Here is a 21,346-nt window from a genome sequence, read left to right as displayed (position 1 = left end):
GTGAAAAGATACAGTTAATCATACGCCACTCAGGGCATGAGCACATCCGGCGCGCCCACCGCATCCAGCTCTATCACTTTCAGCGAGCGCCCATCCTGCCCCATCAGGGCTTTGACCACCAGCTTGTAGGAATCCAGGTCGAAATTGACGGCCTGGTCGCGCAAAGAAAGTCCGTCAATCTCGTCCATCCCCTGCAGCGTGGCCACGTGCATCCAGTTGTACACCACCAGGATATCGGTCCTGCCGGTTCTGACATTGTGCTCCACAACTCCGACCGGCCCTTTCCAGGGCCAGGTTTTCAACCGTAGTCCGTGGAACGCAATCTGGGTTCTCAAATTGTAGCGGACAACATCCTCACCGCCGTCACAGGCGCCTCTACAGCGACCCAGGCTACGCTGAAAACAAGGGCCATCACCGTCGGGTTCCAGCCCCAGTAACTTGTTGCAAAGATCGTTCTTCGCGGCGATGCCACTGAGTGCCTTTTCGGCGTCTTTCTTGCTGCGAAACAAACCAAAATAGTCACCCAGCCGGTGCGGTTCAATCTCCCACACCAGGCGCGCCTGCAGATACCCCGACGAATTCTCCGCCAGCTCAATGCTCACCAGATTCTTCGCTGCCCGGGAACGCCGGTTAAACAGTGGCTTCAACTGCTTTATTTGCTTCAATTCAAGCAGTAACGCGCCCAGCTCGCCAGCGGTTTCTGTCCAGTCCACCCGTCGCAGACTCTCAGACATGCGGATGCCGCGGCTGGAATTGTGGTCACCAGAGAAGTGAGAGGCCACACGCTGGGCAATGTTAGTACTTTTACCTACGTACAGAAGAGCGTCGTTTTCACCGTAGAATCGATACACTCCCGGCCCACGCGGAAGATCCTGAAGCACATCGGTGGGCAGGTTGGACGGAATGCTGGGCCTCTGGAGTAAATTGCGGATGGCCGCTTCCATGGCATCGTTTCCTTTCTCAGCCAAGGCATGCTCGAAAAACGCCATCATCGCGGAGACATCCCCCAACGCGCGATGTCGTTGCACCTGTTCCAGATGATGACGCTCAATCAACGCGTCCATATTGTGGCGCCGGAAACCGGGGTACAGCGTGCGGGACAATTTAACGGTACAGAGCACTTTCGCTGAGAACAGCAAGCCCAGCCGCCGGAACTCGGCCTTGATAAATCCGTAATCAAACCGCGCATTATGGGCCACGAAAATGGTGTCTTTCAGTTGCTCTTCTAACACCCCGGTAATGTCTTCAAACACTGGCGCATCCGCCACCATGGCGTCGGAAATACCGGTCAGGCTCTCTATAAAGGGGGAAATCCGGGTTTCCGGATTGATCAGGGTTTGCCACTCGCCAACCACCTCCCCCGCTCGCCAGAAACGGATACCAATTTCCGTGATTCGATCGTGGGAGGAGTTGCCGCCCGTGGTTTCAATATCAAGAAAGGCAAACGTGGCCGAGCCGAGAATCTGAGTATTTTTCGTCATAGCACCAGGTACGCACCGCTGGAAATAACCGATGTTCTGCCTTACTGGAAGAAGGAAATAAACACAACCCTCAAAAAGTTCCCCTAAACCGGCGATTTCGTTGCATAGACATTCGTCTAATTAATGCAAGAATTTATTTGAAATGTCATGAGTTCGTAACTACTTTGAAGTGGGTCCAACAAAAATAATGTGTGGAGACAACAAAGATGCAAAGCAACAAATTAAGAATGGCAATTCGTTCAACGGCTGCGGTAGCAATTCTGGGGGTAGCTGCGCAGGCGAATGCACTCACTTTAAATGCGGGTGATGACGTTGAAGCTAGCCTTTATGGTTACGCTCGACTCAACATGAGCTATGACTTTGACGCCGATCGCGCTGTATCAACCAGAGCTGGTACATTTGCGCAATCAAGTAATGAGGATGTAACCGGTCACTTCGGCGCTGACGTTCAACAAAGTCGCTTGGGTGTCAAAGTTAAGCACTCCTCTGGAGTCTCTATTACCGTTGAAGGTGACTTCCGCGGTTCAGGTAATGGAGCCGGCAGTCTGCGCATGCGCCATGCCTATGGCGAGTATAAAGGCTTGATGGCGGGTCGCAACTGGTCTAACTTCACAAGTTTCGTAGGCAACACCCCGACACTTGACTTCGATAGCCTTGCGGGTACGGCAGGTAGCCAAGATCGCACAGAGCAGATTCGCTATACCACTGGGGCACTTTCGTTCTCCCTCGAAGACCCTAGTTCGCAAGGTGTCCTGGGTGCCGGTGGCAACACTCGCACCTCAGCCCCAGCGTTTACCGCCCGCCTTCAAGACTCCGCAGACGCGCTTTCATACTCGGCAGCTGCACTTGTAAGCCAAGTAACTGCTGATGATGGCAACAACGATGATAGCGCCGTGGGTTATGCAGTTTTCGGTGCGGCAAAACTCGCACTGAGCGACATGTTCTCCGTACAAGGTGCGATTAACTACACCGATGGTGCAAACGGTTACCTTTGGCGCTCAGGCAGCAACTACTTTGGCCCAAGTGCTTATGTTGACGGAAACAGCCTAGAAACTATCACAGGTTACGGCGGCTCTCTCGGCGTTAGCATGGAACTCGGCGGTGGTCGCAACATTAACCTTGGCTACGGCACCACCACATTGGATCTTGATGACGCAATTGCAGACGGCGCTACGACCAATGCAGATGCGGAAACAAACCAGAACATGTTCCTTAACTACATGTGGATGCCGGTTAAAAACGTGATGATGGGCGTCGAATACGGCTACTTCGATCAGGAAACCGTAGCAGGCGATTCAACTGACGCGAGCCGAGTATTGTTCGCTGCGCAATACAGCTTCTGATTTAATCAGAAGTTAGCAACACGGAAACCCCGGCCACGTGCCGGGGTTTTTTTATGCCTTTCGTATTCTGAACTAAACTTCAGCTAGCAGCCCCACTCAACGTCGAAAGGTATTCCGCTATCCAACACAAAGGGCGCCCATGAACTTTAAACGCCTGGAAACTTTTATCTGGGTAGCCACCCTCGGAAGTTTTCGCAAGGCGGCAGAGCGGCAAAACACCACGCAACCCGCGATATCCAATCGAATAGCAGCGCTTGAAGAAGAACTGGGCGTTCAGCTCTTTGAGCGGGATTCCGGCCGCACCATGTTGACGACCAGGGGGCAGGAGCTGTTGCCCTACGCCGAAAAAATCGTCTCCATGTCGCAGCAGCTGCGCAAACGAGCCGACAGGGTCGCATTGCTGTCCGGCATCTTGAGGCTTGGCGTTTCCGAGACCATCGTTCACTCCTGGCTGCCATACTTTTTCCGCAAGCTGAACGAAAACACGCCAAACCTGGACGTGGAGATCACGGTCGACGTCACCGGGAACCTCCGCACCGGCCTGATGGACCGGACCTTCGATCTCGCTTTCCTGATGGGTCCGGTTTCCGAACCCAAAATTGAAAACCTGGACCTGTGCAGCTTCCCGCTGATCTGGGTCGCAAGTCCCTCGCTGAAACTGCCAGACCGAAAACTGGAGCTCGAGGAACTGGCCCAGTGGCCCATCATTACCTACGCCAGAAACACCAAGCCGTTTGCCGAAATCAGCCAGAAATTCAGCGAACTGGACGAACTGCCCGCACGCTTCTATTCATCCAGTTCACTGGCAGCATGTCGCCGGCTGACGCTGGATGGCATTGGTGTGTCGGCACTACCGATGAGCGTGATATCTGACGGCCTGAAAAGCGGGCGCCTGATCACTCTGGATGCCGCCTGGACACCATCACAACTGGCATTCACAGCCTCGTACCCCAGCGTGCCGTTTAACCCGATAGCCGAACTGGCCGCCAACCTGGCGGTCAACGTTTCGAAACAGTACGTGGAACCTGACATCACCGAAACTTATCACCAAACGTAAAAAACCATAATTAGACTTTTTCGCCAATAGGAATAACCTGATCCATAACCACATAACAAATTCAATCAGGGGTAGCCGAGATGCAGACCGGCGATTATTCAGACTTCAAAACAGGCCTGCTTGACCAGGTATCTGAACTACGCGCGCACATACGTTCCGGTTCCCATACCGGAACCACCAGCGGCAAGGCACAGAGCCTGGTTCAGGGCAATGTCGTCATCCTGCAGGCGGACTGGGCGAACGATTTTCTTCTGTTTTGCCAGAACAATCCTGTCGCCTGCCCCCTGATTGGCGTCTCCCAGACCGGTGACCCCATGCTGCCGGGCCTTGGGCGTGATCTGGACATCCGAACCGACATCCCCGAGTACCAGATCTTCCGCAATGGTGAACGGGCTGAGACCGCCACTGACATTCGTGATGTGTGGCGCAACGATTTTGTGACGTTTGTACTCGGCTGCTCCTTCTCGTTCGAAGATGCGCTGGTCCGTGCCGGCCTGTCCATCAGGAACGTCGAGCAGGGGCAGAACGTATCCATGTATCGCTCGAACATTGCCACCCAAACGGCCGGCCGGTTCCACGGCGACATGGTGGTCTCCATGAGGCCGTTCAAAGCTGCCGATGCTATCCGGGCGATTCAGATCACCACCCGGCTACCCAAAGCGCACGGGGCGCCGGTGCACATCGGGGATCCGGCCCTGATAGGAATCAACGATATCCACGCTCCGGATTTTGGCGACGCCGTCACCATCGGCCGTGACGAGATACCCGTCTTCTGGGCCTGTGGCGTGACGCCGCAGGTTGCCCTGGAGAACGCACGCCCCCCGATCGCGATCACTCACGTACCGGGAAAAATGCTGCTCACCGAGCGGCTCAACGAAGAACTGGCGGTGCTTTAGCAACTGCCAATTGATGACCAAAGCAACAACAACAAAAGAACGGGAGAATCGATATGTTCAAACAACTTGCGACAGCCACCCTGATGGCAGGGATTTTCTTCACCACCGCAGTCAACGCTGCCCAATGGCACATGCCAACGCCCTACGGCGATGCGAACCTGCCAACCAAAATCGCCTATGAGTTTGCTGAAGACATCAAGGCAGGCACCGACGGCGACATAGCCATCACCGTCCACTCCGGCGCCTCACTGGTTAAACATCCGGAAATCCCGAGGGCCGTCCGCACAGGACAGGTTCAGCTGGGGGAGATCTTCATCGGCATCATGGGCAACACCCATCCGGTGTTCAAACACGACAACATTCCGTTTCTGGCAACCAGCTTTGAGGATGCAAAACGGCTCTGGGAAGCCGCAAAACCCGAGGTGGAAAAACAACTCGACAAAGAGGGCATGAAGCTGCTTTACACGGTGCCATGGCCCGCCCAGAGCCTGTACACAAAGGCTCCGGTCAACACCATGAGCGACCTGGAAGGTCTGAAGATGCGCGCTTACAGCCCGTCCACTTCACGGCTGGCTGATCTCATGAACACCACCCCGACCACCGTTCAGGTACCTGAGATCCCCCAGGCATTCAGTACCGGCATCATTGACGCGATGATTACCTCGCCATCCACCGGCGCCAACGGCCAGGCCTGGGATTACCTCTCTCACTACACTGACATCAAAGCCTGGATTCCCAAGAACGTTGTCGTCGTCAACAAGCGCGCCTTTCGCCGCCTGAGCGAAGAACAACAGCAGGTCATTCTCGACGCCGCCGCGGCAGCCGAAATGAAGGGCTGGGAGGGCGTTCGTGTAACCGCCGCCGAAGACACGGCGACGCTGGCAGAGAATGGTATTGAAGTATCCGAGCCATCCGAACAGCTGATGCAGGAATTCCAGAAGATCGGCGACATCATGATCCAGGAATGGGAAGAAGAAGCTCCGAAGGAAGTTGGCGCTATTCTGCAAAACTACCGTTAACGATCCATTCACAAGACGCTTTCCCCTGGCATTCCAGCGGGAAAGCCGCCTTGGGAGGCATCTTCCATGAGTACCCTTCGAAACAAGTTTTACCTGGCATCTGGTTACGCAGCGGGGTTCTGCATTGCACTGATCATGGTTGTGATCCTGGTGCAGATTGTCGGCCGGCTGTTCGGCTTCATCATTCCTTCCGCTGAAAACGTGTCCGGGTATGCTCTCGCTGCTTCTACGTTTTTCGGGCTTGCCTACACCTTCCATGAAGGTGGCCATATCAGGGTAACCCTGGTTATCCAGAAATGGTCCCCCCGGGCGCGGTTCGTTCAGGAACTGGCGGTACTCATCCTTGGCCTCGGCCTTGCGTGCTTCATGACCTTCTACTGCTGGCACATGGTTTGGGAGTCCTACGTTTTCGAGGAGGTCTCACACGGCTACATTCCCATTCCGCTCTGGATCCCTCAGATCCCGGTTGGGCTGGGCACGTTAGCGCTTACTATCGCGATCCTGGACGACCTGATCGCGGTACTACGAAAACGTGTGCCTTCTTACCAACAACACGAAAGTGACGTCAATCTGGAGGAAATCTGATGGATACCACGCTGCTTTCCATCGCCCTCGCTGCCTCCATGATATTGATGCTCGCGCTTGGTGTTTGGGTATCACTGACCTTGGTCGGCATTGGCGTCCTCGGGCTATTGTTGTCCGGCAACGACCAGATCGGCCTTCTGTTCGCAACCTCCAGTTGGGGCGCAAGCACCGGCTGGTCTCTGACCGCACTGCCGATGTTCATCTGGATGGGCGAGGTTCTGTTCCGTACTCGCTTGTCCGAGGACCTGTTTAAGGGACTGTCACCCTGGATGGGTGGTTTACCGGGCAAGCTGCTGCACGTAAACATTCTCAGCTGCGGTATATTCGCCGCGGTGTCCGGCTCGTCTGCCGCCACGGCAGCCACCATTGGCCGCATGACCCTGCCCGAGCTCAAGGCTCAGGGTTACAGTGACCGCATGGCCGTTGGCACCCTTGCCGGTTCGGGCACCCTTGGGCTGCTGATACCGCCGTCCATCATTCTGATTGTTTACGGCGTGGCGGCTGAGGTGTCCATCGGCCGCCTGTTTATCGCCGGCGCCCTGCCCGGCCTCATGCTGGTGGTCATGTTCATGGGTTACACCATGGTATGGGCAGCATTGAACAAGGATGAGATGCCCAAGCATAAGAAAGAGCACATCTCGTTCTCAGCCAAGATCAAGGCGCTGCGAATGCTGCTGCCGATTGTGGGCCTGATTGTATTTGTGCTTGGTTCGATTTATGCCGGCTTTACCACACCCACCGAGGCTGCCGCACTCGGCGTTTTTGGCGCCCTGCTGCTGGCGACTGTCACCGGGTCCCTGAACGCCGACAGTTTCAAGGCAAGCCTGCTGGGCGCGGTCAAAAGCTCCTGCATGATTGGCCTGATTCTGGTGGGCGCACACTTTCTCACCTTGTCCATGGGCTTTCTCGGCATTCCAAGAGAGCTGGCGGAATGGATTGGCAGCATGTCGCTCTCTTCTTTCGAACTGCTTGTCTGCCTGACGGCCCTCTTCGTTCTACTGGGCTGTTTCCTGGATGGCATTTCCGTGGTGGTTCTTACCGTCGCTGTGGTCATGCCCATGGTCCAGCAGGCCGGCATCGACATGCTCTGGTTTGGCATCTTTATCGTTCTGGTGGTTGAGATGGCACAAATCACACCGCCGGTGGGTTTTAACCTGTTCGTGATCCAGGCATTGACCGGGAAAGACATCCTCTACGTTGCCCGGGCCGCGCTACCCTTTTTCCTGCTGATCATGGCGGCACTGTTTCTGATCGGCTGGTTCCCGGAAATTGTCACCTACCTCCCTCAGACCATGAGCCGAGGCTAGCGCACGTTCACTTGTTTCTGGAGACAACCAATGAAACTCAACTGCGATATGGGCGAGAGCTTCGGTAGCTGGACCAAAGGCATGGATGCCGAGGTCATGCCCTACATTGATATGGCCAATATTGCCTGCGGCTTCCATGCCTCAGACCCGCTGACCATGGACCGCACCGTCAGAACCGCGATTGCCGAGAAGGTCACCATCGGCGCGCACCCGGGTTATCCGGACCTGCTGGGTTTCGGCCGGCGCGACATGGAGTTTGCACCCGAAGAACTCCAGGCCCTGCTGGTGTATCAGATCGCTGCGCTGGACGGCATCTGCCGCACCCACGGCACAGCCATCGAATACATCAAACCCCACGGCGCGCTCTACAACAAAATGGCAGTAGACCGCACAACCCTGGCAACGGTGATGGCTGCGGTACGCAACTATGCACCCCACTGCCCCCTGGTAGTCATGGCAACACCCGATGCCGACGAAGTTCTGGCGCTGGCCGCTGACGCTGGCATCAACGTGTGGTTCGAGGCGTTTTCCGACCGTGCCTACAGCGACGAAGGCCGTCTGGTTAAACGCTCGGTGAAGAACGCGGTTCACGACACGCCGGAAGCCATAGAAAGGCAGGTAACACAGATCATCACCGAAGGCAGCGTCACGTCGATTTCCGGCAAACGTATCCCGATAAAGGCCGACACTCTCTGCATTCATGGTGACAGCCAGCATGCTGTAGAGGCGGCCAGGCACATGCGGCAGGTCGTTGAGTCACTATGATCATTGAAGCCGTCAACGAAAGTACGTGCATCGTCTATTTTGGTGACCGTATCAGCGATGACATCGCCGGCCAGGTCAAGCGGGCCACGGAGGCCATTCGCCAGAACCTGTCGGACCTGGTGATTGACCTGGTGCCTTCGTATACCTCCGTGCTGGTTTGCTATGACGCCGACAGGACCGACCGCTTCGGCATCGCATCCCGGCTGCGCAAGGCACTGAGCCAGGGCGAACAGGAGGCACCGGATGAAAGCGCTTCCAGCACCATTGAGTTGCCGGTCTACTACGGCGACGAAGTAGGCCTGGACCTGGACGAGGTGTGTGACTATTCCGGGCTGAGCCGGGACGAAGTGGTGCGCATCCACAGTGAGCAGACCTACCGCGTTTACGCCATCGGATTCAGCCCGGGGTTCGCTTACCTTGGCATTACCGACCAACGAATTGCCCTGCCCCGCAAAGCCACGCCCCGACAGAAAATACCCACCGGGAGCGTTGGCATTGCCGGCTCGCAGACCGCCATCTATCCCAGCGCCACGCCGGGCGGGTGGCAGATAGTCGGTCGCACACCTCAAAGAATGATCGATTGGGACAGCGATTCCCTGGCACTGGTATCAGTAGGGGATAGGGTGCGGTTCCGGTCGATTGACCGCCAGGAGTATCTGGACCTCGGAGGCAACCTCGATGAGTTTTGAAGTTCTGGATGGCGGTATGCTGGCCTTATTGCAGGACCCTGGCCGGTACGGCTATCAACACATTGGCGTGACCACCGGCGGCCCCATGGACGAGCATGCCTTTCGTTGGGCCAACCGCCTGCTCGCCAATCCACCGGAGGCAGCGCAGATCGAGATCAATATTGGAAAACTGAGCCTGCTGGCCCATGAGGATACCTGCATCGCGCTCACGGGTGCGGACCTCGGAGCACAGATCAATGGAGAGGCGGCAGCACCCTGGCATACCTATCAAATCCACCGGGGAGACCGTATCGAATTCGGCATGCCGGTGGCCGGACTAAGGGCCTACCTTGCCATCGCCGGGGGACTGAAGCCCACCGTGAAACTGGGTAGCTGCGCCACCGTCGTGCGCGAAGGCCTTGGAGGACTGGATGGACGTGGGCAAAAGCTGACCAAAGGCGACTGCATCGGTTTTGACCGCAGCCATCCAAAGACCATGGCAAGCCTGCCAGCCGGGGAAATTCCGGACTATAACCAGGACCTCCACATCGGTGTGATACCCAGCTACCAATACGCGCACTTCTCTGCTGGTGAGCGTATGAAATTCTTCACGGGCTGTTACGAGGTCAGCCAGCGAATCGATCGCATGGGCTATAGGTTAACCGGCGACCCTATACACTCTGAGCTGGACGGCATCATCTCCGAAGGCATCGCCTATGGTGCCATTCAGGTGCCCAGTGACGGCCAGCCGATCGTCCTGATGAAAGACCGGCAAACCATCGGCGGCTACCCAAAAATAGGCTGCCTGAGCGCCCTGGATGCTGGCCGACTGGCGCAACGTGGGCCCGGGACACGGATCCGTTTTTATCTTGCGGACGTCGCAGAGGCCGAAGCCCAACGCGCGATTTTCAACCACAAGCTGGAAACCTTCAAAACATCACTCGCCGGCCCGTAGCCGGGTACGCACGCCCCGCGACGTCATCACCGCCAGCACCTCCATCAAAGACAGCACACCCCGGTCGTGCTTCTTTGGTGCCTTACCCTTACCCATGCGCCCGAGTTGCCGGGTGTACCAGCTCACTTCCATCAGCGCCATCTCATCAATCAAGCGAATGCCGGTGCGAATGGGTTTCACGGAACTGGTAAATGCCTGCCCTGCCATAATGCGTCTCGGGAAGTCCGGCTCCACCGCCAGTGGCCGCGCCAGGCCCACCAGATCTGTAGCCCGCGATGCCACAGCTTCCGCCATGCCTGACTCGGTGCGGAAACCACCGGTTACCATCAACGGCACGTCCACCCGCTTGCGCACCTTCTCCGCAAATTCCAGGAAATACGCCTCCCGGGCGACGGTGCTGGCCTTCGCGCCATTCACACCCTTGGCACCTTTCGCCATCGCCGGGTTTTCGTAATTGCCACCGGAAATCTCCACCAGATCAATGCCGAGCTCCGCCAGGGTCTCGATAACCTTTAACGACTCTTCCTCGGTAAAACCGCCCCTCTGAAAATCCGCCGAATTTAGCTTGATGCCCACACTGAACTGCTCGCCGGTCGCCGCGCGGATGGCTTTGTACACTTCCACCACAAACCGCATCCGATTCTCGGGACTACCACCCCACTCGTCCTCCCGAACGTTATGGTGGGGCGACAAAAACTGACTCACCAGATATCCGTGCGCGCCGTGAATCTGAACCCCGGAAAAGCCCGCCTTCTCTGCAATCGCCGCACTGTTGGCGAACCTCTGGATAATCTCCTCAATCTCCGACACTTCCAGCGCCCGAGGCGTGGCAAACATGACCTGTAACTCCTTGCGGAACGGAACCGCACTGGGCGACACCGGCGCCTTGTTCAGCATTTTCGGGCTCTGCTTACCGGGATGGTTGAGCTGCATCCACAGCTGGCACCCATTGCGTGAGCCAGCCCCCGCCCATTCCCGCAACAGGTCCAGATCCCGCTCATCCTCCAGCACCACATTCCCTGGTTCACCAATATGTCGCCGATCAATCATCACATTCCCGGTGATCGACAACCCGATCCCGCCATCCGCCCAAGTGCCATAAAGCCGTGGCAGATCCCGCGTCACACGGTTATCCATGGTTCCAAGAGTTTCGCTCATGGCCGATTTGGCAAATCGATTGGGTATCACCGCCCCGTTTTTCAGGGCTAGAGGCTGGGAAAGCAGTTCGGCAGGATTCATTGATCGGTCTCCGTAGGATGCCTGGAATTTTCCAAGGACGAGATCCGATCATGGCGAGTAAACAGAATGGCTGCATTGGCCGGAATGCCGCACCAGTTGCGGTGACATACAAGTCAGTAAGAAAACAGAAGATGTCTACAAAGCCAAAACAAGCGAGGCCGGTCAGGTTATTCAGAACCGTGGAGCGCCAGGGATGGCGCGACCGAGCCCTATAGGGACGTATCCACGGGCGTGTTCTGAATAACCTGACCGGCCTCGCGACCGCTCCGCAGCCCGAAGGCCACGGAACAGAACTGCCAGCCTTAAAGAAGCAGGGACCGAATATCCCCCAACAACTGACTCAACACCGAGGTAAACCGAGCCGCATCTGCCCCGTTCACCGCTCGATGATCATAGGACAGCGACAGGGGCAGCATCAGCCGCGGCTGGAAATCCTTGCCATCCCAGACCGGCTTCATCGCCGCTTTTGAGACACCAAGAATCGCCACCTCCGGCGTATTCACAATAGGCGTGAACGCCGTGCCACCGATACCACCCAGGCTGGTGATGGTAAAGCAGGCACCCTGCATTTCGGCCGGTTTAAGCTGCTTGTCCCGCGCCTTCTGCGCCAGGTCCGCGCTTTCCGCCGCGAGCTCCCAGAGCCCTTTCTTGTCGACATCCTTGATCACCGGCACCATCAGCCCGTGAGGCGTGTCCACTGCAATACCAATGTGAATGTACTGTTTGTGGATCACTTCCTTGCGGTCCATATCCAGCGACACATTGAACTGCGGTAACTCCGCCAGCGCCGTGGCGCAGGCTTTTAGCAGGAACGGAAGCGGTGTCATCTTCACCCCCTTCTTCTCGCCGGCCGCCTTCTGGGCCTTGCGGAAGTCTTCCATATCGGTGATATCCGCGTCCTCGAACTGGGTGACGTGGGGCACGTTCAGCCAGCTACGCTGCATATTGTTCGCCGTGGCAAACATCATGCGCGACATGGATTCACGCTCAATCTCACCAAACTGGCTGAAGTCCGGCAGTTTCACGCCAGGAATACCGGCGCCACCGCCACCAGCCACCGTGCTGCCCTGCTGCGTCTGCTGCAGCTGGCTTTTCACGTAGGCCTGGACATCGTCTTTCAGGATGCGACTCTTCGGGCCGGAACCCTTGATGCGAGTCAGATCCGCGCCGAATTCACGGGCCAGCTTGCGCACCGCCGGTCCAGCATGAACCTTGGCACCCGGAGCCGGTGGCTCGTAGGTTGCCGAGGGCTGCACCGGCTTGGGATCGGAAGGCTTGCTTTTCGATTCAGGCTCACCTTCCTGCTTTTCCTTGCTGGAAGACTCAGACGCCTCGGACGACGCGTCCTCTTCGCCTTCGTCGCCACCCTCTTCCACGATGGTCATTTCAACCAGATCGAGACCTTCGGAGATCTTGTCGCCCTCGGACACCAGAATCTTGCCGATCTTGCCGGCATAGGGAGACGGAATCTCCATGGTGGCCTTGTCGGACTCCACGGTCACCAGTGCATCGTCCGCCTCAACCTCATCACCTTCGCTGACGTTGATCTCGATCACCGGCACATTGTCGAAGCCGTCCAGCGCGGGCACCTTCACGGTTTCCTTACGGGAACCGCCGGATTTCTTCGGTGCCGGCTTTTTCTCTTCAGACTTGGCTTCTTTGTCGTCCGACTTGGCTTCCGCCTCGTCTTTCTCATCGGACTTGGCGTCTTCGCCAGAATCCTTGTCGTCATCCGAGCCACCAGTGTCGCCACTGACTTCCATCATGCCAACGACATCGCCTTCCTTGACCTTGTCACCCACTTTGACGGTGATCTTGGTAATTTTTCCGGCACCCGGTGACGGCAGTTCTACCGATGCTTTATCGGACTCCACCGTCAGTATCGGATCTTCTTCCTCGACCGAATCTCCCTTACTGACGAGCACTTCGATAACCTCGACCTCGTCTGCACCGCCGAGATCCGGAACCTTGATTTCCTGTTCACTCATGGCGGTCTCCTTAGCTCAGCACCGGGTTCGTTTTGTTGCGATCGATTCCGTACTTGCGCATAGCCTCGAGAACCACGTCGTTTTTGACTTCGCCATCCCTTGCCAGGGCTGCCAGCGCGGTCACCGCCACGTAGTAACGATCCACCTCGAAGTGACTCCGCAATTTCTCGCGGGTATCACTGCGGCCGAAACCATCGGTGCCCAGGGTCAGGTAGGTTTTCGGAATGTACGCCCGCACCTGTTCAGACAACAGCTTGATGTAGTCGGTGGACGACACCACCGGCCCCTGCTGCTTCTCCAGGCATTGAGTGATGTACGACTTCTTGGGCGTATCGTCCGGGTGCAGGCGATTCCAGCGCTCGATGTGCAGGCCGTCACGGGCCAGTTCGTTGAAGCTGGTCACGCTCCAGATATCAGAGGCAACACCAAAGTCTTCTTTCAGCAGTTCCGCAGCCGCGCGCACCTCGTTAAGGATGGCACCGGAGCCCATCAGCTGAACCCGTGGCGTTTTCTTACGACCCTTGGTTTCAACGGAATCCAGCAGGTACATACCCTTGATGATGCCGTCTTCAACTCTCTTGCCGTCCTTGCCTTCCGGCATGGCGGGCTGCTCGTAGTTTTCATTTTCAATGGTCAGGTAGTAGAAGACGTTCTGATTGTCTTCAAACATCTCCTTGATGCCATGCTGAACCACCACGGCCATTTCGTAACCGTAAGCCGGGTCATAGGCCTTACAGCTGGGAATGGTCTGGGCCAGGATATGGCTGTGGCCGTCCTGGTGCTGCAGGCCTTCACCGTTCAGCGTTGTTCGCCCGGCGGTACCACCCACCAGGAAACCGCGGGCCTGAATGTCACCCGACGCCCAGGCCAGGTCGCCCACGCGCTGGAAACCGAACATGGAGTAGAAGATGTAGAACGGTATCAGCGGGAAGTTGTTGGTGCTGTAGGAGGTCGCTGCTGCCATCCAGGCTGCCATGGAACCGTCTTCGTTGATCCCTTCCTCAAGCACCTGACCTTTCTTGTCTTCCTTGTAGTACATAATCTGGTCACGGTCTTCCGGCACATACTTCTGGCCTTCAGAGGTGTAGATACCCAACTGACGGAACATACCCTCCATACCAAAGGTACGGGCCTCGTCCGGTACGATCGGAACCACCCGTTTACCGATGCGCTTATCCTTGGTCAGAGCCGTCAGCAGTCGCACGAATGCCATGGTCGTAGAGATTTCACGACCATTGGAGCCTTCCAGCAAGTTCTTGAAGGTGTCCAGCGGCGGCGTCTGCAGTGGCTGACAGTCCTTACGGCGCTTGGGATAGAAACCGCCCAGTTCCTGCCGGCGCTTGTTCATGTAAACGATTTCCGGGCTGTCCGGCGCCGGCCGGTAATAGGGCACGTCCTTGAGCTCTTCGTCCTTCAGCGGCACCGCAAAGCGGTCACGGAAGGCTTTCAGTTGCTCGATATCGAGTTTTTTGAGCGAGTGCGCTGTGTTCTGCGCTTCGCCGGCGTTACCAAAGCCATAACCTTTGATGGTATGGGCCAGAATCACCGTCGGCCGTCCACCGTTGTTATGGATAGCGTGATGATAGGCCGCATAGACCTTGTAAGGATCATGGCCGCCGCGGTTAAGCTTGTTGATGTCCTCGTCGGTAAGGTTATCCACCATCTTGGACAACTCCGGGTATTTGCCGAAGAAGTGCTTACGGGTATAGGCCGGGCCGTTGCTCTTGAAGTTCTGCAGGTCGCCGTCAACGGCTTCGTCCATGACGCGCTGCATCAGGCCGTCCTGATCCTTCTCGAACAGCGGATCCCACATGCGGCCCCAGACCACTTTCAGCACGTTCCAGCCAGCTCCCCGGAATACGCCTTCCAGTTCCTGGATAATCTTGCCGTTACCACGCACAGGGCCGTCGAGGCGCTGCAGGTTACAGTTAACGACAAAGATCAGGTTGCTCAGGTTTTCGCGGCCAGCCACAGAGATGGAACCCAGGGTTTCGGGCTCGTCGCACTCGCCATCCCCGACAAAGCACCAGACCTTGCGGTCGCCCATGTCGATCAGCTCGCGGCTATGTAGATACTTCATCACGTGAGCCTGATAGATGGCCTGGATCGGCCCAAGGCCCATGGACACCGTTGGGAACTGCCAGTAATCCGGCATCAGCCAGGGGTGGGGGTAGGAAGACAGACCTTCACCGTCCACCTCTTCCCGGTATTTATCCAACTGATCTTCGTTAAAACGCCCTTCCAGGTAGGAGCGGGCGTAAATACCTGGTGAGGAGTGACCCTGGAAATACACCAGATCCGATTCGCGCTTCTCATCCCCACCGTGGAAGAAGTAGTTGAAGCCAACATCGTACAATGTCGCCGCCGAAGAGAAGGATGACACGTGCCCGCCCAGATCACCCGGGCGCTGATTGGCCCGCAGCACCATGGCCATGGCGTTCCAACGGATCAACGAACGAATACGGCGCTCCATGAACAAATCGCCCGGCATCCGGGCTTCCTGGGTCACCGGAATGGAATTGCGGAAGGGCGTCGTGATGGAATAAGGCAACTCAGTGCCGTCGCGGCTGGCTCGTTCGGAGAGCCTTTCGAGAATGTACTTGGCGCGATCAACGCCCTCCTGTTCGATCAGAGACTCCAGCGCATCCAGCCATTCACTGGTCTCTATGGGATCATCGTCCTGGTACATCAAACCTCCCCTTGGCATTAAAAAGTGCAGAGCGCGCCACGATCAGCGGCTGAGCGCCTTGCAATATCGATAAGCTGCGATGGAATGCAGAGCGTTTTATTATGGGTATCTGCCTGCCCGTTACCTTGAACAAGCATAGAACACGATCGCCAGTTTTACTGCGTGAAGCGCCCTTGAGTCACTTGGCTTTTGGTCAGCGAATTCAGGTATCACTCACACACCGGCACAAACCACACCGACGATTAAGTAGTATTTTTACTACATTTCGGTATGAAAATTCAATTTTTGAGGAAAATTCACCATTGCCTGTCGGACTATTTCGGTTACTTACGTAAGAATGGCGCCTTTTTCTCTCCCAAACAAGCATATTCAGACCAAGGTCGTAGGTTTCCTATCAATTTGATTAGACCTGAAAATACTTTTAGATTTATGTATACTCGCCTGCCCGTTTTTTGACCAGCGGAGTGGTGGCAATCTCCACCCCTCCAGAATATGGCTCACAACCAAAGAGGGCGATCTATGAACTCCATCGTCACGTTCCCGAACCGGATTCCAACCGCCGAGTTCGAAGAGCGGCGCTTCAAGGTCTACACAGACCGCCAGCTCGATAAAATTGACGTTATCCAGAATCTCCCTGAAGAGACCCTGTTTGAAATGAAGGTGGTAGCCAGCGTACTCCCCTTCCGCGTTAACGAATACGTGATCAATGAGCTGATTGACTGGAACAAGGTGCCGAACGACCCACTTTACCAGTTGGTGTTTCCCCAGAAGGGCATGCTGAAGGACGAGCATTACGAGCGCATGGCAAAGATGCATCGTGAAGGCGCGGAGAAGAAAGAAATCCAGGCAGTGGCGAAAGAAATTCGCGACGAGCTGAACCCGCACCCGGCCGGCCAGATGGAAATGAACATGCCGGAACTGAACGGCGAAGTCCTGGACGGCGTTCAGCACAAATACCGTGAAACCGTTCTGTTCTTCCCGGCCCAGGGCCAGACCTGCCACTCCTACTGTACCTTCTGCTTCCGCTGGGCTCAGTTCGTGGGCGACAAGGACCTGAAGATGGCCAGCACCGAAGCAGAAAAGCTTCACGGCTACTTGCAGGAGCATACCGAAGTCAGTGACCTGCTGGTCACCGGTGGCGACCCCATGGTGATGAAAACCAAGAATCTGGTCCAGTACCTGGAGCCTCTTCTGCAGCCGGAGTTTGATCACATCCAGACCATTCGCATCGGCACCAAGGCCCTGACCTTCTGGCCATACCGTTTTGTGACCGACAAGGATGCAGACGAACTGATTGATCTGTTTGCCCGCCTTGTGGATGCCGGCAAGCACGTGGCCATCATGGCGCACTACAACCATTGGCAGGAAATCACCACCGATATCGCGGAAGAAGCCATCCGCCGCCTGCGTGCCACCGGTGCTGAAATCCGCGCCCAGGGCCCACTGATCAAGCATGTGAACGACAATGCCGACGACTGGGCAAAACTGTGGGACAAGGAAGTACAGCTGGGCATCATCCCTTACTACATGTTTGTGGAGCGGGACACCGGCGCCAAGAACTACTTCGAAGTGCCTTTGGTAGAAGCGTTCAATATCTACCGCGAAGCCATCAAGCAGGTTTCAGGCCTGGCTCGCACCGCCCGCGGCCCGTCAATGAGCGCTGGCCCCGGCAAGGTTGAGGTACAGGGCATCACCGAGATCAACGGCGAGAAAGTGTTCGTGCTCCGGTTCATCCAGGCCCGCAACCCGGACTGGGTGCAGCGCCCGTTCTTTGCCAAGTACAGCGAAACCGCCACCTGGCTGCATGAGTTGGAACCAGCCCTTGGGGAAGATAAGTTCTTCTTTGAGGATGAGTATGAAGAAATGAAGAAGGGAAACGGTTAACATCTTTCTCTCACCGAGCCAAGGCGTCGCCGTGCCGGCGCCTTGGACATAAACCATTAGCCCTCCCCGCACCTCCATAACTCTGCACTACCTTCGAACACCGAATTACCCCCATATGAGGGCGTTTTCCTGACAAGCCTAATGCTAGTCTCAAGCCTCACCAAACTGGCTGTTTGTTTAGGAGTCTTCAGTGAAAAAAATAAACCACATTGCATTTGCAAGCGCTCTTTCCTCCTCACTCCTGCTCGCCGGTTGTGGCGGGTCATCAAGTGACAGCGATGCATCAGAGAATAGCAACACTTCCGACGTTTCAATTTCTGGTACTGCCTCGGCACCCGCCGCAACAGTTGCATTCGAGAGCCCACCCGGTGCCATCGAATTCGCCCTGAGTTTCTTTATTTCACCGGCCGCAGCCGCCGTCACAGGCCTGGACCCGATTGAAGGTGCGACGGTTGAACTTATTCGTGTGGATAACGAAGGAAACCAGGTTGGAGAAGTGCTGGCAACATCCGTGACCTCAATCACCGGCGACTACGAACTTACGTTACCTCAAAACGTCAACCTGGCCGGAAACCTGATTGTTCGGATCACCGGGCAGAACGACACCGCCCTTCGAGCACAGGTAGTGGATCAGGACGTTGATATTTCTCCAGTTTCCGAATTTGTACTCCGAAAGTTCATCAGCCAGGGCGCTGAGCTGGATCAACTGGTGGTGACCGACGTTGTAAAACTTGAAGGCAGTGTCGAAGAATTTGATCTCTCACTGTCTGACTCGGCAAACCTTGAACAGGCTTTTGCTGCACTGGAAGACGTTATCGGTGACTTCGTCGAGAACGAAGTGGCGGTTGCCAAATCCGACAAAGGCGATGGCTCTGCTATCACCGGCAATTATCGTAGTGCCGCCTTCTCCTTCGCGCTCCACGACAGCGAGAACAATGAGATTGGCACCTACGCCAACGACTTGTGGACCAGCACTTTCAGCTTCACCAACAACGGGAACGGAAGCATTTCGGTGACCCACATCGCCGAGGATAGCTCCTATGGCAGCCTGTCTGGTTCGGCACTGAACCAGAGCAGCGTCTATTACGAAGTTGGCTCGGAAGACATTGACGAAAGCTTTCCTGCGACCCTCACCGACAGCGGCATTCTGTCGATCTCCGGCGAATTCGAGGAGGAAATCAGTGGCGACCATGGTTGGCGCTATCCCGCCCATACCTATAACCTGCAGCAAGTGACAGATACCGGCCTCTTCTTCGTACTATCCAATGAAGCGGCTGTGCGCTACGCAACTGTCGACTCAAACAGTGATGGCGAAAAGGATGCCGTCGAGCCCCAACAAAAAACGGGTGACGAAGTATTCCGTTCACTTGAGGTATTCAGCCGTCAGCCCGAGGCTTTCCAGAACTCGGATCTGACCGGAAACTTTGGTCGGGTATTTGTGGAATCCTGGTTGGCCGGAGGGGTCACGGAACTGGCAACGGAGACCAACATCCTCAGTTTCGGCGGCGACGGTACGTACGACTATGGCCAGGTCAGCGGCCACCAGATCGGCCTGGAGGCTACTGGCCCGACATACAGCTCCCTGTCTGAAGCTGCGGAGGTTGACCAACCCTTGGCAATTACCGCAAATGGAGACATTACATCAGCAGGTGGCGAGCCCGCAGACGGCTTCATCAACGACGCGTTTAACTTCATGGCCTTCGCCGAGGCCGAAGGCGACCAATACAACGCGGAGGCCAGCCAAACCCTCCTGGTCAAGCTGCCAGAAACAGCACCGACGGTTACCGGCAACCAGTACCGCATGCTTCTGACGTCCATGAAACTGGGCAGTGGTGAAGACTTTCTGATGTCCTCCAGTAAGTTCAACACCTACCTCACAATGACATCAGAAACGGCCGGCACCATCGGCGGTGCGTTCTTCGAAGTTAGAAAATCCGGCCTGGCCGGCGACATCAACGTCACCACAGATACCGTCGAAACGCAGGCAGTCGTGTCTCTCGGCGGCGCCGGAAAAACCTCAATAACGATTGCCGGCGCTGATGGAACCACCGTTCTGGACGGCTTCTTCAACGAAGACGCCAGCCTCGGTATCTTCACCCTGAAGTGGCAGGAAACCAACGAAGACCCAGATGAACTTGGCCTGGTTGTTCTGATCAAAACCAGCGAATGATCAAGTGCTGGTGTAGGGCGGGGCCTTCCTGCCCTCACCAGCGACTACAACCGACTCCCCCGCCTACCTTACCGCAGCAGCGATGACAGAATAGTGCTGATGAGCTGGCCCTGCCGACTCTGCCCAGTTTTCAGGAAAACCTGCTTCAGATAGCTTCGGACCGTTGCCTCACTTTTGTGGCGCCGGTGCGCAATATCCTTCAAGCTCATGCCTGTAATCAAATCCTTGCACAACTGCGCTTCCGCTCCGGTCAGAGAGAAGTACTGCCGAATCGTCGCCTCATCAGGAAACGCTCTCGACTCTGAATCAATCACGGATACCAGCACACCGCCTGTCAGGAACTCGCTGTGCTCAAGAGGACGCAGAGTCATCAGCAAAGGCGCTCTCTCCAAACGAGGGACAACGAGTGTTTCCGGCTCGTAGGTATTGCCATCCAGGTCCGCTCGGGCGACCCGTGTAATGGTTCGGAAAAAGGTTTTCTGGGCAATCTCGTCGTCGAACGTAAAGCGCTGCTGCCGCAACATGATGGTTCGGTCCGTAGCCAGAAATTCCTCCCCCCGTTGATTCGACACCATCAGGCGCCCACGACTGTTCAGAACAAACGCAGCGCCCGACACTAGCTCAATAAACGTCGACAGCGCCTTTTCGGAATGTACATTCTGATGAAAGGTCTCAGCCAGGCTGACGGACTGACGGATAAAGGGAATCAGACGATCCATCGCCTCAAGCTCGGACGGAAGATAAGCCCCCTGAGCGATTGTGCGCTGCACAGTCAGCATCACGATGTGTGTATCTGAGGCATCGACAACCAGCCATGCAGAATCGAGCATGCTGTGATCGGACTCCCAGCGGTCGTACTGATCGCCCGGCGGGCCGTCTTCAATAAGGGGCAGGGCCGAGTGGAAAGTGCCGGGTGCCTGAGTAATGGCAAAGTTGGTCACGGCATCGTGGGCAATCATATTGTTATCCAGATACCATCCGATGAACTCATCGGACAATCCAGCATACCAGATATGCTCAATTGCTCGGGGCGACCTGCGTACAAACGAGAGTTGGGCTGCACAACCATTCACAGAGACCATCAGCATCGCCAGGAAATCATGAAATCCGGTCTGATTCTGCAGTGATTGATAAAGGCAGTGAATCAGAGCAGCTTCATTTGCTAGAAACGTGTCTGCCGCTGACGTTCTTTCTTGCTGTTGAAGGGACATCAAGCTTTCCTGCTTTCTCCGTTGGTAGGATTGTTCTGGTCAATCCAGCAACAATCACTATAGGAAGATCGCAGGAAAATGTGTAGTGA

16 protein-coding genes are annotated in these 21,346 nt (G+C 56.1%); 11 read left to right on the top strand and 5 right to left on the bottom strand.

What is annotated here, in order from left to right:
• Positions 1-29 precede the first annotated feature (29 nt).
• Positions 30-1,481 (bottom strand): exonuclease domain-containing protein, encoded by a 1,452-nt coding sequence (locus JJO78_RS17065; protein WP_273624208.1) that lies wholly within the window; start codon positions 1,479-1,481, stop codon positions 30-32.
• A 206-nt stretch (positions 1,482-1,687) separates the two neighbouring features.
• Between JJO78_RS17065 and JJO78_RS17060 the strand changes: the two genes are divergently transcribed.
• The 9 genes from JJO78_RS17060 to JJO78_RS17020 all read left to right on the top strand — a co-directional run bounded on the left by JJO78_RS17060 (position 1,688) and on the right by JJO78_RS17020 (position 10,076).
• Complete coding sequence (locus JJO78_RS17060) at positions 1,688-2,824, top strand: DcaP family trimeric outer membrane transporter (RefSeq protein ID WP_273624206.1); 1,137 nt, start codon at positions 1,688-1,690, stop codon at positions 2,822-2,824.
• Between the two features lie 139 nt (positions 2,825-2,963).
• Positions 2,964-3,881 carry a LysR family transcriptional regulator gene (locus JJO78_RS17055; protein ID WP_126811574.1) on the top strand — a complete coding sequence of 306 codons (918 nt, stop codon included), beginning with the start codon at positions 2,964-2,966 and terminating at the stop codon, positions 3,879-3,881.
• Positions 3,882-3,961: 80 nt separating this feature from the next.
• Entirely contained in the window at positions 3,962-4,777 is an 816-nt protein-coding gene (locus tag JJO78_RS17050; protein ID WP_273624204.1) for a putative hydro-lyase, read from the top strand.
• Between the two features lie 53 nt (positions 4,778-4,830).
• Entirely contained in the window at positions 4,831-5,796 is a 966-nt protein-coding gene (locus JJO78_RS17045) for a TRAP transporter substrate-binding protein (RefSeq protein WP_273624203.1), read from the top strand.
• A gap of 66 nt (positions 5,797-5,862) precedes the next feature.
• Positions 5,863-6,381, top strand: a complete 519-nt coding sequence (locus JJO78_RS17040; protein ID WP_273624201.1) for a TRAP transporter small permease — start codon at positions 5,863-5,865, stop codon at positions 6,379-6,381.
• Entirely contained in the window at positions 6,381-7,688 is a 1,308-nt protein-coding gene (locus JJO78_RS17035; RefSeq protein ID WP_273624200.1) for a TRAP transporter large permease, read from the top strand. Before JJO78_RS17040 ends, JJO78_RS17035 begins: the two co-directional genes overlap by 1 nt.
• A 30-nt stretch (positions 7,689-7,718) precedes the next feature.
• Complete coding sequence (locus JJO78_RS17030) at positions 7,719-8,453, top strand: 5-oxoprolinase subunit PxpA (RefSeq protein ID WP_151983018.1); 735 nt, start codon at positions 7,719-7,721, stop codon at positions 8,451-8,453.
• The gene (gene pxpB / locus JJO78_RS17025; protein WP_151983019.1) at positions 8,450-9,142 is read left to right on the top strand and encodes a 5-oxoprolinase subunit PxpB; all 693 of its coding nucleotides are present in this window, start codon (positions 8,450-8,452) and stop codon (positions 9,140-9,142) included. The genes JJO78_RS17030 and pxpB overlap by 4 nt, the downstream gene beginning before the upstream one ends.
• Complete coding sequence (locus tag JJO78_RS17020; protein ID WP_151983020.1) at positions 9,132-10,076, top strand: biotin-dependent carboxyltransferase family protein; 945 nt, start codon at positions 9,132-9,134, stop codon at positions 10,074-10,076. The genes pxpB and JJO78_RS17020 overlap by 11 nt, the downstream gene beginning before the upstream one ends.
• On the opposite strand, the gene JJO78_RS17015 is transcribed toward JJO78_RS17020, so the two are convergent.
• From JJO78_RS17015 to aceE, 3 genes are all read right to left on the bottom strand, one after another.
• Entirely contained in the window at positions 10,059-11,315 is a 1,257-nt protein-coding gene (locus JJO78_RS17015) for an NADH:flavin oxidoreductase/NADH oxidase family protein (protein WP_151983021.1), read from the bottom strand. The genes JJO78_RS17020 and JJO78_RS17015 overlap by 18 nt on opposite strands.
• 302 nt (positions 11,316-11,617) lie before the next feature.
• Positions 11,618-13,303 (bottom strand): dihydrolipoyllysine-residue acetyltransferase, encoded by a 1,686-nt coding sequence (aceF, locus tag JJO78_RS17010; RefSeq protein WP_136633976.1) that lies wholly within the window; start codon positions 13,301-13,303, stop codon positions 11,618-11,620.
• A 10-nt stretch (positions 13,304-13,313) separates the two neighbouring features.
• Positions 13,314-15,992 (bottom strand): pyruvate dehydrogenase (acetyl-transferring), homodimeric type, encoded by a 2,679-nt coding sequence (aceE, locus tag JJO78_RS17005; RefSeq protein WP_085679091.1) that lies wholly within the window; start codon positions 15,990-15,992, stop codon positions 13,314-13,316.
• Positions 15,993-16,511: 519 nt separating this feature from the next.
• Between aceE and JJO78_RS17000 the strand changes: the two genes are divergently transcribed.
• Positions 16,512-17,876 (top strand): KamA family radical SAM protein, encoded by a 1,365-nt coding sequence (locus tag JJO78_RS17000; RefSeq protein WP_151983022.1) that lies wholly within the window; start codon positions 16,512-16,514, stop codon positions 17,874-17,876.
• 190 nt (positions 17,877-18,066) lie between these two features.
• A complete protein-coding gene (locus tag JJO78_RS16995; RefSeq protein ID WP_136633120.1) occupies positions 18,067-20,046 on the top strand; it encodes a hypothetical protein in 1,980 nt (659 codons plus the stop codon).
• A 68-nt stretch (positions 20,047-20,114) separates the two neighbouring features.
• Here JJO78_RS16995 and JJO78_RS16990 read toward each other — a convergent pair whose 3' ends face one another.
• Positions 20,115-21,005 (bottom strand): helix-turn-helix transcriptional regulator, encoded by an 891-nt coding sequence (locus tag JJO78_RS16990; protein WP_169052497.1) that lies wholly within the window; start codon positions 21,003-21,005, stop codon positions 20,115-20,117.
• Positions 21,006-21,346: the final 341 nt, after the last annotated feature.

Origin of the sequence: Marinobacter sp. DS40M6 (genome assembly GCF_028581595.1) — a bacterium.
Lineage (GTDB): Bacteria > Pseudomonadota > Gammaproteobacteria > Pseudomonadales > Oleiphilaceae > Marinobacter > Marinobacter salarius.
The sequence above is the reverse complement of the archived record's forward strand: the minus strand, read 5'-3'. Positions and strand labels throughout refer to the sequence as shown.

Excerpts from the sequence above, each read along its gene's own strand:
- JJO78_RS17065 (WP_273624208.1), bottom strand. The coding sequence starts at position 1,481 with ATGACGAAAAATACTCAGATTCTCGGCTCGGCCACGTTTGCCTTTCTT.
- JJO78_RS17060 (WP_273624206.1), top strand. The coding sequence starts at position 1,688 with ATGCAAAGCAACAAATTAAGAATGGCAATTCGTTCAACGGCTGCGGTA.
- JJO78_RS17055 (WP_126811574.1), top strand. The coding sequence starts at position 2,964 with ATGAACTTTAAACGCCTGGAAACTTTTATCTGGGTAGCCACCCTCGGA.
- JJO78_RS17050 (WP_273624204.1), top strand. The coding sequence starts at position 3,962 with ATGCAGACCGGCGATTATTCAGACTTCAAAACAGGCCTGCTTGACCAG.
- JJO78_RS17045 (WP_273624203.1), top strand. The coding sequence starts at position 4,831 with ATGTTCAAACAACTTGCGACAGCCACCCTGATGGCAGGGATTTTCTTC.
- JJO78_RS17040 (WP_273624201.1), top strand. The coding sequence starts at position 5,863 with ATGAGTACCCTTCGAAACAAGTTTTACCTGGCATCTGGTTACGCAGCG.
- JJO78_RS17035 (WP_273624200.1), top strand. The coding sequence starts at position 6,381 with ATGGATACCACGCTGCTTTCCATCGCCCTCGCTGCCTCCATGATATTG.
- JJO78_RS17030 (WP_151983018.1), top strand. The coding sequence starts at position 7,719 with ATGAAACTCAACTGCGATATGGGCGAGAGCTTCGGTAGCTGGACCAAA.
- pxpB (WP_151983019.1), top strand. The coding sequence starts at position 8,450 with ATGATCATTGAAGCCGTCAACGAAAGTACGTGCATCGTCTATTTTGGT.
- JJO78_RS17020 (WP_151983020.1), top strand. The coding sequence starts at position 9,132 with ATGAGTTTTGAAGTTCTGGATGGCGGTATGCTGGCCTTATTGCAGGAC.
- JJO78_RS17015 (WP_151983021.1), bottom strand. The coding sequence starts at position 11,315 with ATGAATCCTGCCGAACTGCTTTCCCAGCCTCTAGCCCTGAAAAACGGG.
- aceF (WP_136633976.1), bottom strand. The coding sequence starts at position 13,303 with ATGAGTGAACAGGAAATCAAGGTTCCGGATCTCGGCGGTGCAGACGAG.
- aceE (WP_085679091.1), bottom strand. The coding sequence starts at position 15,992 with ATGTACCAGGACGATGATCCCATAGAGACCAGTGAATGGCTGGATGCG.
- JJO78_RS17000 (WP_151983022.1), top strand. The coding sequence starts at position 16,512 with ATGAACTCCATCGTCACGTTCCCGAACCGGATTCCAACCGCCGAGTTC.
- JJO78_RS16990 (WP_169052497.1), bottom strand. The coding sequence starts at position 21,005 with ATGATTGCCCACGATGCCGTGACCAACTTTGCCATTACTCAGGCACCC.